Here is a 15,430-nt window from a genome sequence, read left to right as displayed (position 1 = left end):
AGGTCCAAGACGCTTCCTGCTCACACCGTCCAGAAATAGCGGACGATGTGGAAAAACACCGGCGCGGCGAAGACCAGGCTGTCGGCGCGGTCCATCATGCCGCCATGGCCCTCGATGAGGTGGCCCCAATCCTTGACGCCCTGGTCGCGCTTGATGGCCGATGCGACCAGCCCGCCGAGAAATCCCATCAGGCAGGTGAGGAAGGCGACGCCGGCCGCCGCCAGCGGCGAGAACGGCGTCAGGAACGACAGCAGCGCGCCGAGCAGGCTCGACGCCACCAGCCCGCCGACCAACCCTTCCCATGTCTTCGACGGCGAGACGGACGGCGACAGCAGATGCCGGCCGAACAGCTTGCCGAAAATGTATTGCAGCACGTCGCTGCCCTGCACGGTGATGATCAGGAAGGCGATGAGCAACAGGTTCCGGCCCTCGAACCCTGGGACGTCGAGCGTCAGCAGTGCCGGCACGTGGCTGACGCAGTAGACGGAGATCATGACCGCCCATTGCTGCGCCGACACGCGCTCGAGGAAGCGTTCGGTGTCGCCGTTGAGCGCCGTGATCGCCGGCATCAGCAGGAAGCAGTAGACCGGGATGAAGATGGTGAAGAGCCCGTACCAGGCGGTCCACACGAGCCAGTACTGGAAGGGGATGATGATGCCGAACATGCCGAGCAGCACCCAGTGGTCGCTGCGCCGGCTGTGCGTCAGCGTCACGAATTCGCGCAGCGCCGCAAACGAGATCAGCGCGAACAGGATGGTCATGCCGGTGCGGCCGAAGAAGAAGGCGACGGTGATCGCCAGCACCATCACCCACCAGGCATTGATGCGCTGGTTGAGGTTGACGAGCGTCGAGGGCAGCGGCTTCGGCGCCCGCCACGACAGGATGCCGGCAACGACGCTCGCCGTGGTCAGCACGCAGACAAGGCCCACCAGCAGGATGACGGTTTCATGCATTGGCGGCAGCATCATGCGAAGTCTCTATGCCTGGTCATGGCTAGTCGTCCCGATCGGGGCGAGGGTCGAGTGACAGCAGTGTCTGGCGGGCGCGCTCCAGGAAAGCGCGGCGGTCCTCGCCGGGCTCGATCGCCACCGGCGGACCGAAGACGACGCGGCAAAGAAGCGGCACCGGCAGGAACTGGCCCTTGGGCAGCACGCGCGACATGTTCTCGATCCAGCACGGGATGAGTTCGACGTCGGGCCGCGCCATCGACAGATTGTAGAGGCCGGAGCGGAACGGCAGCAGATCCGCCTCGGTCGTGTTGCGTGTGCCCTCCGGAAACAGGATCAGCGAATGGCCGTCATCGAGCACCGACAGCATGATCGAGATCGGGTTCTGCGTCTCGTCGGTCCACTGCCGGTGGATGAGAACAGACGACAACATGTCCTCGGCAATGAAGCGACGCAGGCGCGACTTGCCCCAATATTCGGCCGCCGCGACGGCATGCGTACGTGCGCGCACCTTCTCGCTGAGGCAGGCCGACAGCAGGATGAAATCGCCATGGCTGGCGTGGTTGGCGAAGTAGATGCGCTGCCTCTCCGATGGCTGGCTGCCGTTCCAGATAGGCCTGACGCCCGTCACCACCCAGGCCATCGCCGACAGGCCGACCGAGGTCACCGTCTGCAGCAAGGTGAAGGTGTTGGCGCGAATGTGAAGTTTTGTCATCACTGGGCTCAAAAATATGCCGCGACGAATGACGCCACCACAAACAGGCCGAAGGCGATGCGCTGCTTCACCAGCAGGCGTCGCGTGCCTGCGATGCGATGATCGAGCGTACGGCCGCCGGCAGCGGTGGGTTTCAGCCGCATGCGCGCCAGCACATCGTCGACCACGGCGCCGCCGGCGGCCTCGGTGGCGTGGCTTGCCATCAGTCGGAAGAGCAGCGCGTCGAACAAAAGCAAGGCCGAAAGAGCGAGCGTAGCCACGGCATTCGCCGCCGCGACCAGCCAGGCCGCCGCCGACAGCGCTGTTGTGTGCGGAGCGGCGACCAGACCGATGACCGGAGCTGCCATGATGGCGGCCACCACCAGCAGGATCGGCCATGCGGCCTGGACCATCAGCCTGCTGGCAAACGCCTCGGCTTTCTCGGGATACTCGCCAGTCATGCCGCTTCGTCCGCCTCGCCATGAAGATGCACCGGCCGGCCCGATGCAGCGAGATTTTTGCGCGCCTGGGCGGCTGTTTGCGAGCGCCCGGTCACAACCAGCCAGTCGGCGACGATGGCCGCACTGCGCTGGAAGCCGAGCGCGCAGCAGACCAGCACGCTGCCGCGCCGGCGCGCCAGCTCGATCGCCGCCACCGCCCGCTCCAGCCTGTTATGCGGCGGCTCCACGAGGTCGAGCATGGCATAGCTGATCCACCGGCAGGTCACGCCGCGCGGCCGTTCCAGCTCGCCGGCAAGGTCGATCACCGTGCCGAAGCGGTTGGCCTCCACTGGGCTCGGAAACCGGCCGAAGAAAACGCCGTCGGTGATTTCCGCTTGTGGCGCCAGTTGGCGGGTCCACGCCCACACATTGATTCGGGCGCCGAGCCGGTAGGGCAGGAGCAGGATCCGGCTGGCCAGCGAGACACTGCCATCGGCCGCCTTCTGGAAAACTTTCGCGCCGGCCCCGGCATAGGCGAAGGCAACGATGGCCAGTGCCAGCGCCGGCCACAACAAGATGAGCGAGACGGCGGAGACAAACGCCCCGCCGGCAGCGGCGGCCAGGGCGAGGGCGGCACCGAGCGCATAGTATCCCGCCAGTCGCCGCGCCTTTGGGTCGGGGGTCGCTCTGAAGCTCCAGAAAGGCAATTCACCCTTGCCTGGAAACAGCCACAAGGCAAACAGGCCGAGCAATGCGCCGGTCGGAATGTCGATGAAATGATGCTGCCAGGTCGTCAGCACCGAAGCGCCGATGAGAAAACACCAGACATGCCAGACGGGTCCGAGAATGGCGCCGAGACGGTGGCGTACCAGAACGTGACGCCAGTGGTCCCAGATGATCACCAGGAGTGCGATGTGCAGGGACGGCGCCTGGTTGAAGGGTTTGTCGAAGCCGCCGAGCACGGCGAAGAGAAAGCCCGGCAGGCCGGTGGTTGCCGGCCGCACGAAGGTCGCCATCAGCGGAAACGCGATGAAGCAGGAGACCGCAATGATCTGCGCCGTCAGATAGCGGCCGGCGAGCCGATCGACGCCGCGCCTGGTCGTGTTGAGCAGCAGCGACAGGCCATAGAACAGATTGATCGACCAGTAGGGAACGATCGTCCAGGCGATGAACGGGATGGCGTGTTCCCAGGCAAACACGATGCTGCCGACATGGTCGCGCCGCGATGCCAGCCAGTTGGCAAAGCCATAGGTCGAATAGAAGGCCGGCGCCAGCAGCGCCAGCCAAAGGGCGGCCCTCAGAACGACACCGGAATAGGGTTCCCGCGCCGGGGCGGGGGCAGGGTCGGTGACAGGCGGGGCCATGGTCTCAGACGCGCCGTGCGACTGAAACGGTGAAGATTCCCCACTGGTCGATGCGCTGGTCGATCTTCTCGAAACCGGCCGCCTTCACCAGCTGGTCCATCTCGCCTTGCGTGCGCCGCCGCATCACCCAGGCCTGGCCGCCGCGATGCGAGGTCAAGCTGCGCGCGATCATTTCCAGCTGCGGATGCCATGGCTGGTTGGTGTAGATGAGCAGGCTGCCGGGCTGCATGGCGCTGGCCAGTCCACCGAGAGAGCGGGAAATCATCGTATTGTCGGCGAACAATTCGTAAAGCCCGGAGACGATGGCGAGGTCCGGCGCGGGCTTTTGCCTGGCCAGTATCTCGGCATCGAAGGCGTCGGCCTTGTGGAAGCTGACGCTGGTTGGCAGATTCCGCTCTGCGATCAGCTTCGAGCCGAGCCCGACATTGAGCTCGGAATAGTCCTGCAGCCGCACGCTCGCCGGCAACTCGGCGCATTTGGCGACGGCATCGAGCACATAGCGGCCATGGCCGGCGGCGATGTCTAGCATGTGGACGGGACGGCCGGCTGCCTTCAGGCTGGCCACGGCGTTGCCGATCAGCTCTTCCAGATGCAGCTTGCGCTGGCGGATGCCACGCCAGCCGATGGCGTCGAGGAAGGTGCGGTCGATCATGCGGCCGATGAAGCCGGTGCCACGCGCTTCGTTCTCATAGACATAGTCGAGCGTCGAGCCGGAATCGAAGCCGGTGGCAATGCCCGTCCTCATGCCCGAAGACAGCCAGGCGCCCATGCGGATCGAGGCCCGGCTCATCGCCCAGTAGAGGCCCTTGGGCGACAGCAGCGCCAGCGGCGAGGCCAGCCGGTCGGCTTCGTCGCGGGTATAGCCGGAACGATCGGCCGACGTCAGGTCGATCGGCTTTTCCGGTGCGGCAAACTGCTTTTCGAGGAACGGCCGGATCAGGTCCAACGCCAGCTTGCGATCGCGCTCGCCCAGCGTGTCGTGGAAGAAGCCGGGCAGCACATGCCGCTCCTTGGCGCCGCTGCCGAGATTGACGAAGAACTCGTGCTGCGGCCCATGCCGCACCACCCAGTCGCTGCCCGAGACCAGCAACTGCGTCGGCACGGTGATGGCGCGGGCGTCCGAGACAATGCGGGCGGCGTGGTCGTAGAGTTCGACCAGGATGTTCGAAGCGATCGGCCGTGTGATCAGCGGATCGGCGTCGAAGGAAGCGATCCGCTCGGCGTCATGCGTCAGGAACTTCGCCTTGACGTAGGAATTGACGAAGAAGCGGCCCTTGAGCTTCTGCCACAGCGCAATGCCCTCCTTGGCGAAGGGCACGTAGAGTTTTACCGAGAAGGCCGGCGAGGCCACCACCAGCGCGCGGATGTCGGGCGCATAGTCGTGCACCCACGCGGCGGCAAGCACGGCGCCGAAAGATTGCGCGATCAGCGCGATGTCGCGCTGGCCAAAGCCATCCCGTCCGATTTCGCGCACCAGGCAGTCGATGTCGCGCACCAGGGCGGCGAAGGACGGGGCATAGCCGCGCTCGCCGGCCGAGCGGCCATTGCCGCGCGCATCCCAGGCGTAGAAGGCATGATCGGGCATGGCGAGTTCGTCGACCAGATGCGCCATGCGGCCGCCATGCTCGTGGCCGCGATGGAAGAGCATGATCGCACCCTTGGGCGTCGATCCGGCGGCCGGCCAGTAGCGGTAGAAGATCTCGGTGCCGTCATGGCTTTTGAAGGTCCGCTCCTGCACCACGCGCTTGAGGCTTGTTGGTGCTGCAGCATTGATGGTCTGGTGGATCATGGTTTCCCTCTGGCGGTCGGGCTGCTGACGCTTGGGCATCAGGCGCCGCCCGCTCTAAGGCCGCTGCGTATCCGGTTGATGGCGGTTACCGCAGACAGTGTAGCCAAGACCGGAAACACAAAGGGCGCGATCGCCTCGGCCCACAGGCCACAGGCGATGAGGAAGCCAATGACGCCGAGCGTCAGCGCCCGGTCGCTCTTGCCGAACGGCCCGGCGTAGTTGCGCCCGCTGCCGGCGGCGACACCGAGCACCCCGGCGAACTCGACAAGCATGGCGGCAATGGCGAAAGCCACGACACCCCAGGCCGGGAACAGGCTTACAAAGGCCAGGATCAGCGCCAGGTCGGAGACGACGTCGCAGAGTTCGTTGAGATACATGCCGAGTTTCGACGCCTGCCCATGTTCTCTGGCCAGCATCCCGTCGATGGCGTTGAGCGCCATGCGGACGAACAGCACCACAGGCATCAACAGGAAAATCGCACGATGGCCGGCAAAAACGGCAACCACCAGGCCGGCAGCGATGGAGAGCGCGGCGGCGAGAAGCGTGATCTGGTTGGCGGTGACGCCGGCGTCGGCCAGCCGGTCGGCCAGCGGCCGCAACCTGGCCTGAAAGGCCGGTTTCAGTGCATAGAGCGTAGGCATATGCGATCCCCCCGACCGCGGCTCATGACAGTGTCGGCGAGATTGGTCAATCGGCGGGCAAGACGCAAGAGCCCGTTCTGCACCGGCAAACAAAATGGCGGGCTCAACGCCCGCCATCTCCATGCCGCAATTCAGTCAGGGCTATGGCCTCAGTCAGCGTCGCCGGCTGAACCTTTGCCGCACTGCGCCAGCACCTTGCCGATGGCAGCGCTCGATCCCGTCAACGGAAAGCTGTTCTCGCCGTATTTGTCGGCTGTAACCGTGACGTCGCCCTTGCCTCGCAACAAAGCGATGAGCGGATCGGTCGCACCTGACAATTCGAGCGTGAAATAATTGTACATCGCCTCGAGCTGGAGTGTTTTGGTGACGCTTTTGTCGCCGGCCTTGAAGGTGAAGGAGCCGCTGATGCCAGGCTCCAACTGCTGGCCGGAGGGGCCAAGATCGTAGCTCAGCACCGGCTTCTCGAAACAGACCAGCATCAGATGCGCATCGGCCTTCGGTCCGCCGCACACCGAAGCCGTCAGCACGCTGCCGCCCTCGTCTTCCTCCATCTTTGCGGTCCAGCCGCACGGCGCCGCAAACACCGGCTGCGCGGCCTGCAGTGTGGCAGCGACGGCCACGATGAATTTCGCCAATCCGCTTCTCATGGTCTCCCCCAGGCCAGCCAGGCATCCGCGGCCCGGATCACAGAGAATAACTGAAGCCGGGCGCTGCGGCGATAGTTGGCGAAAACGGCTGCGGGCGCAATCTCCCCTGAGATTGCGCGCTCAGCCGCGTTCGCCAATCATCGGCACCACTCCCCATGGACTTCGCCAAAATACAACCCATATTGAATTTATGGAGCTTTGAGCGTGACCTTCGCGCGGGTGGCCCTTTTTGCTGCGGCCTTCGTTGTCGCGGCTGTCGTTTCTCCCTTCTCATCAGCCGGGAGCGGGAAGGTCGCGCTGAGCGTCGCCATCGACGGCGCCATCGGGCCGGCAAGCACAAGGCAGCTCGAGGAAGCGTTAGACGTCGCCGCCAAGCGCGATGCCGCGGTCCTCATCCTTCAGCTTGACACGCCTGGCGGGCTGGTCACCTCGATGCGCGAGATGATCGCCGACATCCTCGCCTCGCCGGTGCCCGTCATCGGCTATGTCGCGCCCGCCGGCGGCCATGCGGCGAGCGCCGGCACCTACATCCTCTATGCCACCCATGTCGCGGCGATGGCGCCGGCAACCAATCTGGGCGCCGCGACGCCGGTGGAGATGGGCGGGCTGCCGGCGCTTCCTGGTGGCGAGAAGGACAACGGCCCGGCCAAGGACGAGAAGGACGCCACCGGACGGCCAGCGGGCGACGCGATGATGACAAAGGTGACCAATGACGCGGTTGCCTTGATCCGTTCGCTCGCCGAACTGCGCGGCCGCAATGGCGACTGGGGCGAGAAGGCCGTGCGCGAAGCGGCGAGCCTTTCGGCCAACGCGGCGCGGCAGGAACATGTCATCGACTTCGTCGCCCACGACACCACCGAGCTGCTGCAACTGGCCGATGGGCGCACTGTCGAGGTGGCCGGCAAGAAAGTGGTCCTGGCGACCAAAGGGCTGCCGGTCGAGGCGCTGGAACCCGGCTGGTTCATCCAGCTGCTTTCCGTCATCACCGATCCCAACATCGCCGTCATCCTGATGCTGGTCGGCGTCTATGGCATCGTCTTCGAGTTCACCAGCCCAGGGGCCGTGGCGCCCGGCGTCATCGGCACCCTCTGCCTGGTGCTCGGGCTCTACGCGCTCGACCTCCTGCCGATCAACTATACCGGCCTTGCCCTGATGCTGCTCGGCATCGCCTTCCTCGTCATCGAGGCCTTCAACCCCACCGTCGTGCTTGGGCTCAGCGGCGTGGCTGCCTTCCTGTTCGGGGCCGCCATGCTGCTGAGGGTAGAGGGGCCGGGCTTTGCCATGTCATGGGCCGTCATTGGTCCCGCCGCAGCCTTGACGCTTGGGCTGGCGCTGCTGACCGGCACCTATGTCTGGGCGGCGCGCAAGAACCCAGCGCGCGTCGGCGGCGAGGCGATGCGCGGCGTGCCGGCCGAGATCCTCGACTGGCAGGGCGGCGAGGGCCATGTGCTGGCCTTGGGCGAGCGCTGGCGTGCAAAGGCCGACGAGCCGATCGCGGCTGGCGACAGCGTCGAGGTGACCGACATCAGCGACCTCGTGCTGACCGTACGGCGCCGCGACGCGGGAAGGAATGGAGCAAGACAATGATGGTTGGTTATGTCGCCTATCTGGTCCTGGCGCTGGTCGTGATCATGTTCCTGTCCGCGGCCATCCGCATCCTCAGGGAATATCAGCGCGGCGTGGTTTTCACGCTCGGCCGCTTCACCGGGGTCAAGGGACCGAGCCTCATCATCCTGATCCCCTTCGTCCAGCAGATGGTGAAGGTCGATCTGCGCGTGGTGGTGCAGGACGTGCCGCCGCAGGACGTGATTTCGCGCGACAACGTCTCGGTGAAAGTCAACGCGGTGCTTTATTTCCGCATCGTCGACGCCGAGCGGGCGATCATCCAGGTCGAGGACTTCATGGCCGCCACCAACCAGCTGGCGCAGACCACGCTGCGCTCGGTGCTCGGCAAGCACGAGCTCGACGAGATGCTGGCCGAGCGCGACAAGCTCAACAGCGACATCCAGGAGATCCTCGATCAGCGCACCGATGCCTGGGGCATCAAGGTGTCCAATGTCGAGATCAAGCACGTCGACTTGAACGAAAGCATGATCCGCGCCATCGCCAAGCAGGCCGAAGCCGAGCGACTGCGGCGCGCCAAGGTGATCAATGCCGATGGCGAGCAGCAGGCGGCGGCAAAACTCGTCGAGGCCGGCAAGATGCTGGCGGCCGAGCCGCAGGCCATGCAGCTGCGCTATTTCGAGGCTTTGCACGACATCGCCGGCGAGCGCTCGTCCACGGTGGTGTTCCCGCTGCCGGTGGATTTACTCAGCCAGTTCCTGAACCAGAAGTAGGGGAGGAGCGCGTAATCCCCCCACGAGGCGGGAGATCGGGTTTATCTCCGTCTTCGCCGTCCTTCACCTCACCGCCGCCAGGGCGGCTCCGGCGCGAAGCGCTTGCCGATCCAGTCGGCGAAGGCGCGCGTCTTGGCGGCTTGTCCCTTGGCTGAGGGCGTGACGACATAGATCGCCCCTTCGTCGGCCAGCGTCCAGTCTTCCAGGATTGGCACCAGCCGTCCGTCGGCGAGTTCGCGGCCGACCAGCCAGTCGGTGCTCATCATCAGGCCGACGCCTTGCACGGCGGCCTCGACCAGTACCTCGGCATCGTCGGTGACCAACGGCCCCGAAACCTCGACGCGCGCGCGCCGGCCCTCGCGGTCGGTCATCTCCCAGGCCGGAAAGGTCTGGAAGCCCGAGAAGCCAAGGCAGGAATGGTCGAGCAGCGCCCGCGGCGTATCCGGCCTGCCCCTGCGTGCGAGATAGGAGGGAGCGGCGCAGAGCAGCCGGCGTCGCGTCGCTACCTTGCGCGCCACCAGGCGCGAATCCTCCAGGCTACCCAGCCGCACGGCGACGTCGAAATTCTCGGCGACCAGATCGGCGAAGCGGTTGGAGAATTCGGCCTCGATGCGGACATCGGGAAATTCGGCAAGGAATTGAGGCAGCAGCGGACCGATCCACATGCGTCCGAACGTGCCGGGCAGCGCCAGCCTGAGCAGGCCGCGCGGGCCGCCGCCGGCATGGGCCGACGCGGTGGCCTCGGCCTCGTCGACGGCAGCGAGAATGGCGCGCACCCGCACCAGGAATTCGGCGCCGGCTTCGGTCAGCGACACGCTGCGCGTCGTGCGACGGAGCAGCCTGACGCCCAGCCGCTCCTCCAGCGATTGCAGGCGCCGCGACAGGATGGTCGCGTCGCGTCCGACACGCGCCGCCGCCCTGGTGAAGGAGCGCGCCTCGGCGATGGCGGCGAAGGCCGCCATTTCCGCAAGGGCCAGAGGTTCATGGGATTGCTGCATGATTCACAGTTCTAAATTGCGGAAAGCAGGGATTATCCAGCAATAGTGCAGGAACTAGGTTCACTCAATCCATCAATCGTCCCTTGGAGTGAAACCATGAAAGCCATCGAACTGAGCCAGCCCAGGCTGGACGCCTTCCGCGCCACCACCGTCGCAACCCCCGAACCGCAACGCGGCGAGGTGCTGATCCGCCAGCGCGCGGCGAGCCTCAATTTCGTCGATGTCACCGTGGCGAGCGGCAATTATCCCGGACCGAGCTTTCCGCTCATCCCGGTTGCCGACGGTGCCGGCGAGATCGTCGTGCTGGGCGAGGGCGTTACGAGATTCGCCATCGGCGATCGCGTCGTCGCGCATGCCAAGCCGCGCTGGATCGGTGGTCGGCCGCGGCCCTACGAGATGACGCAGATGCGCGGCATCTCGCTGCCGGGGTCGCTGGCCGAATATGTCGCGCTGCCGGCCAATTCGCTGGTGCCAGTCCCGGCGCATCTCTCCTTCGAGGCGGCCTCGACGCTGCCGATCGCCGGCACCACCGCCTGGAACGCCATCCGCGCCGCCGATGTCGGGCCAGGCTCGGTCGTCGTGCTGCTTGGCACCGGCGGCGTCTCCATCTTCACTCTTCAGCTCGCCAAGGCGGCCGGGGCCACCGTCATCATCACTTCGTCTTCGGACGAGAAGCTGGAGCGGGCCAAGGCGCTCGGCGCCGATCATCTCATCAACTACCGCGCGACGCCCGATTGGGACGGCAAGGTGCTGGAGCTGACCGATGGCCTCGGCGCCGACCTCGTCGTCGAGACCGGCGGCACCGCCACCTTCGCCCGTGCCGTCAACGCCACCGCGCCCGGCGGCACGCTGTTCACCATCGGCTTCGTCACCGGCGCCGAGGCCACCATCAATCTGCTGCCGATCATCATCAAGGCGCTGAAGGTGATCGGCAACAACACCGGATCGGTGTCCGACCTTCGCGACGCCGCCCGGGCCATCGGCGCGGCCGGGATCGAGCCGGTGGTCGACAAGGTGTTTTCCCAGGACGAGGCGGGCGAAGCCTACGCCCACATGGCCGCCGGCGGCCTGCATTTCGGCAAGCTGGTATTCGGGTTGGAGTGGTAGGGAAGGGCTGACGCTGGAAATTGGCGAGGCGGTTGAACTGCCAATCTCCAGCGTTGCGGGGAGGGAGGGCGCCTCGCTTGGATCGCAAACCCCCATCCGCCGCTGGGGAGGCTACCCGTGACCTCCCCTTGTCCATGCACATTGCCGTCGGCAACGATTGCCCCATCTATTCACCGGCAGAGCGGCTCGACGGGAGACAACAATGACCGACGACGAAAGCGCTATCCGGCAGGTGGTCGACAGGTGGATGGCGGCAAGCCGGAAAGGCGACCTGAAAATCGTGCTCACCTTGATGACCGACGATGTGGTCTTCATGGTTCCCGGCAGCGAGCCATTCGGCAAGGAGGCCTTTGCCGCCGCCGTCCAAGGCATGGGCGAGACGAAGATCGACGGCACGAGCGAGATCATCGAGCTCAAGGTGCTCGGCGACTGGGCCTATATCCGCAACCGCATCGACATGACGACCACGCCGCCCGGCGGCGAGCCTGCGCGGCGGTCGGGGTATACGCTGACGCTGCTGCGCAAGGAGAGCGACGGCCGCTGGCGGCTGGCGCGGGATGCGAATTTGCTGGCGAGAGCCTGATCTCCCCCTCAAAGAGGACTCAAAGGGGAGATCACGCCGCGCTAAATCAATTTCTCCAGCGTGATCGGCAGGTCCCGCACCCTTTTGCCCGTTGCGTGGAACACCGCGTTGGCGATCGCCGGCGCCACGCCGACGATGGCCAGTTCACCGACACCCTTGCCGCCGAGCACCGAGGAGTGCAGGTCGGGAATGCCGACCGAGATGACCTCGATATCGGGGATATCGGCGTTGGTCGGCACCAGATAGTCGGCGAGGTTGTTGTTGACGATGCGCCCATGCCTGCGGTCGACGATGCCTTCTTCCAGCAGCGCCTGGCCGATGCCCATGATGATGCCGCCTTTCCACTGGCTTTCGGCCAATTTCGGGTTGTAGAGCCGGCCGGAATCCAGCGCCGACACCACGCGCGACACGCGCACCGTGCCGAAATCCTCGTCAACCCGAACCTCGATGAAATGCGCGCACCAGGAGTGACGCGAATAGTCGCCCTCGGTGTGCGGCACCGACGTTGCGATGGTGGTGTAGTTCTTGTAGCGATCCTGCGCGCTCGAATTGACCGGCATGGTATCGCCGACGGCCTCGATCCGGTCGCGGCCGACGCTGCTGAGCAGTTCCGCAATGGAGACATCAGGACCATCGCCGCGCGGCGCGGTGATGCGGCCATCGGCGACGACCAGCGTGTTGGCCTGCAGCGCATGGAAGGGCGAGCGCGGATCGCTGATCGCCAGCCCGACCAATTGGTCGAGCGCCGATGTCGCCGCCTTGTAGACCGCGCCCGTCATGACGCCGGCCAGCCGCGACCCGCCGGCGACGCCGGCGCGGGGATATCGGGAATCCCCGAGCTTCACCACGACATCGTCGGCCGCCACACCGACCGTCTCGGCCGCCGTCTGCGCCAGGATCGTGTAGGTGCCCTGGCCCATGTCGATCGAGGAACTTTCGACCTCGACCGAACCGTCGGCCAGGATGCGCACTTTGGCCTCGCCATAGGCGCGCCGCACCGGGTAGGTTCCGGCCGCCACGCCCCAGCCGATCAGCTGGTTGCCGTCGCGCATCGAGCGCGGCTCGGGCGTGCGCTTCGACCAGCCGAAGCGTTCCGCACCTGCGGCAAAGGCCTCGCGCAACTGCCTTGTCGACCAGGCCTTTTTCGCTTCCGGATCCTGCTCGGCATAGTTTCTGAGCCGGATCTCCAGCGGATCGATGCCGACCTCATAGGCAAGTTCGTCGATGGCGCTCTCGATGCCGAAGGCGCTGGGATTTTCACCAGGTGCGCGCATGGCGCCGGGCACCACCGAATTCACCCGCACGACATTCTGCTTCGAGGAGAAGTTCGGCGTCGCATACATGATCGAGGTGACCACGCCCAGCGGCTCGACCCACATGCCGTCTATGGATGTTTCATTGACGCCGCGATGCACGATCGACTGTATCACGCCGTCATGGTCGGCGCCGATCGTCACCGTCTGGCGGGTCGCGGCGCGGCCGCCATAGCCGGTAAAAGTCTGCGGCCGCGTCATCACGACCCTCACCGGCCGTCCCAGCATCTTGGCCGCAGCCGTTGCGACGGCGCCATGGCCGAGCGCTAGCGCCTTGGAGCCGAAGCCGCCGCCTATATAGGGCGAGATCAGCCGCACATTCTCGAAAGGAATACCGAACCATTCGGCATAGGTTCGCGCCATGCCATCCAGCCACTGGCTGGGCTCCCACACGGTGAGTTTGTCGCCCTCCCATTGGGCGATGAGGCCATGCGGCTCCATCGGCGCCTGGTATTCGCGCGGCGTGTTGTAGGCGCCGCAGACGTGCACCGGAGCGGCGGCGAAGGCAGCCTGGGCGTCGCCCCATTCCTTGGTCATGGCGGCGATCGCGATGCCGTCGCCGGCCTTGGCGTCGCTGAGGTCGACGATGGCCGGTGTCTCGTCATAGCTGACCTTGACCAGGGCCGCGGCAGCGACCGCCTGCTCGAAGGTCTCTGCCACAACGGCCGCTACATGCTGGCCGGAAAAAGTGATGTCGCGCGCCAGCGGGCAGTAGGGCTTGTCCGGCGGCGGCGTGCCGAACCAATCGGATGCGGTCTTGAGGCTCATGATCGTGTCCGGCGTCAGCACCTTGAGCACGCCGGGGGCTGCCTCGGCGGCTGACGTGTCGATGGAACGGACCTTGCCTGAGGCAATCGTGCTTTCGACCAGCACGCCATAGGCGAGGCCCTCCAGCTGCTGCTCGACCGCGTATTTCGCCGCGCCAGTGATCTTGGCCGGGCCGTCGACGCGCGACAGCCGCCCGCCGACCTGATCGGCAGTGCCGTCCGAAGCGTCGCCGTGCCGGGTTCTGGGGTCGTGAATGGTCATGCCATGGCTCCCGTCTTGAGGATGGCGCGGGCGACGACGCGCGGCGCCAGTTCGATCTTGTGGTGATTGGCGCCGTGGTCGACGGCGCCTTCGACGGCGAGCAGGCTGGCGGTGCGCACCGTGTCTTCGTCCAGCACCTTGCCTTTAAGCGCCGCCTCGACGGCACGCGCCCGCCACGGCTTTGTTGCGACACCGCCGAGTGCGACGCGCAGGTCGCGGATGGTGCGGCCATCGGCTTCGAAGTCGATGCCGACCGCGGCACTTGCAGCGGCGAACTCATAGGACTGCCGGTCCCGGACTTTCAGATAGGTCGAACGCCTGGCGGAGGCGGAAGCCGCTATGCTGATGGCGGTGATCATCTCGCCCGGCTCGATGGCGTGTTCCCTGTCGGGCGTGGCGCCGGGCAGGAGAAAAAAGTCGTCGACCGCGACCTGGCGTTCGCCAAGATGCACGGTGGCGTCGAAGGCGACCAGCGCGGTGGCGAGGTCGCCGGGATACATGGCGATGCAAGCGTCGCTGGTGCCGAGCACGGCATGGCCGCGAGTAACGCCGCCGATCGCCGAGCAACCACTGCCGGGTGAGCGCTTGTTGCAAGCGGAAAAATTCGTGGGATCACGGAAGTAGGGGCAGCGCGTGCGCTGCATCAGATTGCCGCCAATGGTCGCCATGTTGCGGAGCTGCGCCGAGGCCGCCTGCCACAGCGCCTCGGAGACCGCGGGAAAGCTGCTCTTGATCTCGGCGTGGTCGGCAACGTGGCTCATCTTGGCCAGCGCGCCGATCATGGCACTGTCAGCGTCGACCTTGATGGTGTCGAGCCCTTTGATATGGGTGATGTCGACCAGGCTGTCGGGTTCGGCGACGCCGCATTTGGCGAGATCGACCAGCGTCGTGCCGCCGGCAAGCAGCATTGCGCCAGGCAGGGCGGCCGCCTGCCGTGCGGCATCGAGTGTAGCAGCGCGAACGTACGAAAAATCCCTCATGACGCGACCTCCAGTGCCGCCTGGCGCACGGCGGCGACGATGTGCGGATAGGCGCCGCAGCGGCACAGATTGCCGGCCATGTATTCGCGGATTTCGTCAACCGAGCCGGCATGGCCTTCGCGGATGCAGGCGACTGCCGACATGATCTGTCCCGGCGTGCAGTATCCGCACTGGAAGGCATCCTGGTCGAGGAAAGCGGCTTGCACGGCGTTGAGCGTGCCGTCTTCGCCGGCCAGCCCTTCGATGGTGGTGATCTCGCGGCCTTCGACTTGTGCGGCAAGCGTCAGGCAGGCGAGCACACGTTCACCGTCGACATGCACTGTGCAGGCGCCGCACTGGCCCTGGTCGCAACCCTTCTTGGTGCCGGTCAGGTCGAGGCGGTCACGCAGCGCGTCGAGCAGGGTGACACGAGGCTCGATCTGCAGTTCATGGTCGTGGCCGTTGATGGTGAGATGAATGGTGGTCTGGCTGGTCATGGGCGTCTGGCTCCAGTTGCTTGACGCGAGGCGATTGAAATGGTGCCTGCCAAGGAAGAGGCAAGGGGGAGGTCTAAGGAAGGGCG

At 65.8% G+C, this 15,430-nt stretch carries 15 protein-coding genes; 4 read left to right on the top strand and 11 right to left on the bottom strand.

All coding sequences use genetic code 11. From position 1 onward, the window contains the following. Positions 1 to 20: 20 nt before the first annotated feature. From ACWGTO_RS24355 to ACWGTO_RS24325, 7 genes are all read right to left on the bottom strand, one after another. Positions 21 to 953: a phosphatidate cytidylyltransferase gene (locus tag ACWGTO_RS24355; protein WP_454577423.1), complete on the bottom strand. Its 933-nt coding sequence runs from the start codon at positions 951 to 953 to the stop codon at positions 21 to 23. 40 nt (positions 954 to 993) lie between these two features. Continuing rightward, entirely contained in the window at positions 994 to 1,662 is a 669-nt protein-coding gene (locus tag ACWGTO_RS24350) for a lysophospholipid acyltransferase family protein (RefSeq protein WP_454577345.1), read from the bottom strand. 8 nt (positions 1,663 to 1,670) lie between these two features. Then, positions 1,671 to 2,102 carry a hypothetical protein gene (locus tag ACWGTO_RS24345; RefSeq protein WP_454577344.1) on the bottom strand — a complete coding sequence of 144 codons (432 nt, stop codon included), beginning with the start codon at positions 2,100 to 2,102 and terminating at the stop codon, positions 1,671 to 1,673. Further along, positions 2,099 to 3,445 carry a phosphatase PAP2/dual specificity phosphatase family protein gene (locus tag ACWGTO_RS24340; protein ID WP_454577343.1) on the bottom strand — a complete coding sequence of 449 codons (1,347 nt, stop codon included), beginning with the start codon at positions 3,443 to 3,445 and terminating at the stop codon, positions 2,099 to 2,101. The genes ACWGTO_RS24345 and ACWGTO_RS24340 overlap by 4 nt, the downstream gene beginning before the upstream one ends. A gap of 4 nt (positions 3,446 to 3,449) precedes the next feature. Continuing rightward, entirely contained in the window at positions 3,450 to 5,231 is a 1,782-nt protein-coding gene (locus ACWGTO_RS24335) for a bifunctional alpha/beta hydrolase/class I SAM-dependent methyltransferase (protein ID WP_454577422.1), read from the bottom strand. Between the two features lie 41 nt (positions 5,232 to 5,272). Beyond that, entirely contained in the window at positions 5,273 to 5,875 is a 603-nt protein-coding gene (locus ACWGTO_RS24330) for a CDP-alcohol phosphatidyltransferase family protein (RefSeq protein WP_454577342.1), read from the bottom strand. Between the two features lie 149 nt (positions 5,876 to 6,024). Continuing rightward, entirely contained in the window at positions 6,025 to 6,510 is a 486-nt protein-coding gene (locus tag ACWGTO_RS24325) for a hypothetical protein (RefSeq protein ID WP_454577341.1), read from the bottom strand. 216 nt (positions 6,511 to 6,726) lie between these two features. On the opposite strand from ACWGTO_RS24325, the gene ACWGTO_RS24320 reads away from it, so the two are divergent. Both ACWGTO_RS24320 and ACWGTO_RS24315 read left to right on the top strand, forming a co-directional pair. Continuing rightward, on the top strand, positions 6,727 to 8,109 hold the full coding sequence (locus ACWGTO_RS24320) for an NfeD family protein (protein ID WP_454577340.1): 1,383 nt from the start codon (positions 6,727 to 6,729) through the stop codon (positions 8,107 to 8,109). Continuing rightward, complete coding sequence (locus tag ACWGTO_RS24315; protein ID WP_454577339.1) at positions 8,106 to 8,858, top strand: slipin family protein; 753 nt, start codon at positions 8,106 to 8,108, stop codon at positions 8,856 to 8,858. The genes ACWGTO_RS24320 and ACWGTO_RS24315 overlap by 4 nt, the downstream gene beginning before the upstream one ends. Positions 8,859 to 8,926: 68 nt before the next feature. Here the strand turns inward: ACWGTO_RS24315 and ACWGTO_RS24310 are convergent, their stop codons facing one another. After that, entirely contained in the window at positions 8,927 to 9,856 is a 930-nt protein-coding gene (locus ACWGTO_RS24310) for a LysR substrate-binding domain-containing protein (RefSeq protein WP_454577338.1), read from the bottom strand. 96 nt (positions 9,857 to 9,952) lie between these two features. Between ACWGTO_RS24310 and ACWGTO_RS24305 the strand changes: the two genes are divergently transcribed. Both ACWGTO_RS24305 and ACWGTO_RS24300 read left to right on the top strand, forming a co-directional pair. After that, positions 9,953 to 10,963, top strand: coding sequence for a zinc-dependent alcohol dehydrogenase family protein (locus tag ACWGTO_RS24305; protein ID WP_454577337.1), 1,011 nt, complete (start codon positions 9,953 to 9,955; stop codon positions 10,961 to 10,963). Between the two features lie 202 nt (positions 10,964 to 11,165). Further along, positions 11,166 to 11,546 carry an SgcJ/EcaC family oxidoreductase gene (locus tag ACWGTO_RS24300; RefSeq protein ID WP_454577336.1) on the top strand — a complete coding sequence of 127 codons (381 nt, stop codon included), beginning with the start codon at positions 11,166 to 11,168 and terminating at the stop codon, positions 11,544 to 11,546. A gap of 41 nt (positions 11,547 to 11,587) precedes the next feature. On the opposite strand, the gene ACWGTO_RS24295 is transcribed toward ACWGTO_RS24300, so the two are convergent. Genes ACWGTO_RS24295 through ACWGTO_RS24285 form a run of 3 tightly spaced genes read right to left on the bottom strand, consistent with a single transcriptional unit; the run spans position 11,588 to position 15,344 of the window. Continuing rightward, a complete protein-coding gene (locus ACWGTO_RS24295; protein ID WP_454577335.1) occupies positions 11,588 to 13,888 on the bottom strand; it encodes a xanthine dehydrogenase family protein molybdopterin-binding subunit in 2,301 nt (766 codons plus the stop codon). Beyond that, entirely contained in the window at positions 13,885 to 14,868 is a 984-nt protein-coding gene (locus ACWGTO_RS24290; protein ID WP_454577334.1) for an FAD binding domain-containing protein, read from the bottom strand. The genes ACWGTO_RS24295 and ACWGTO_RS24290 overlap by 4 nt, the downstream gene beginning before the upstream one ends. Beyond that, complete coding sequence (locus tag ACWGTO_RS24285) at positions 14,865 to 15,344, bottom strand: (2Fe-2S)-binding protein (protein WP_454577333.1); 480 nt, start codon at positions 15,342 to 15,344, stop codon at positions 14,865 to 14,867. Before ACWGTO_RS24285 ends, ACWGTO_RS24290 begins: the two co-directional genes overlap by 4 nt. Positions 15,345 to 15,430 lie beyond the last annotated feature (86 nt).

The sequence above is a fragment of the Mesorhizobium sp. PL10 genome (genome assembly GCF_053714315.1).
This window is presented reverse-complemented; position numbering and strand designations above follow the sequence as displayed.

Coding starts and splice junctions, on each gene's coding strand:
- ACWGTO_RS24355 (WP_454577423.1), bottom strand. CDS start 953: ATGCATGAAACCGTCATCCTGCTGGTGGGCCTTGTCTGCGTGCTGACC.
- ACWGTO_RS24350 (WP_454577345.1), bottom strand. CDS start 1,662: ATGACAAAACTTCACATTCGCGCCAACACCTTCACCTTGCTGCAGACG.
- ACWGTO_RS24345 (WP_454577344.1), bottom strand. CDS start 2,102: ATGACTGGCGAGTATCCCGAGAAAGCCGAGGCGTTTGCCAGCAGGCTG.
- ACWGTO_RS24340 (WP_454577343.1), bottom strand. CDS start 3,445: ATGGCCCCGCCTGTCACCGACCCTGCCCCCGCCCCGGCGCGGGAACCC.
- ACWGTO_RS24330 (WP_454577342.1), bottom strand. CDS start 5,875: ATGCCTACGCTCTATGCACTGAAACCGGCCTTTCAGGCCAGGTTGCGG.
- ACWGTO_RS24315 (WP_454577339.1), top strand. CDS start 8,106: ATGATGGTTGGTTATGTCGCCTATCTGGTCCTGGCGCTGGTCGTGATC.
- ACWGTO_RS24310 (WP_454577338.1), bottom strand. CDS start 9,856: ATGCAGCAATCCCATGAACCTCTGGCCCTTGCGGAAATGGCGGCCTTC.
- ACWGTO_RS24305 (WP_454577337.1), top strand. CDS start 9,953: ATGAAAGCCATCGAACTGAGCCAGCCCAGGCTGGACGCCTTCCGCGCC.
- ACWGTO_RS24300 (WP_454577336.1), top strand. CDS start 11,166: ATGACCGACGACGAAAGCGCTATCCGGCAGGTGGTCGACAGGTGGATG.
- ACWGTO_RS24295 (WP_454577335.1), bottom strand. CDS start 13,888: ATGACCATTCACGACCCCAGAACCCGGCACGGCGACGCTTCGGACGGC.
- ACWGTO_RS24290 (WP_454577334.1), bottom strand. CDS start 14,868: ATGAGGGATTTTTCGTACGTTCGCGCTGCTACACTCGATGCCGCACGG.
- ACWGTO_RS24285 (WP_454577333.1), bottom strand. CDS start 15,344: ATGACCAGCCAGACCACCATTCATCTCACCATCAACGGCCACGACCAT.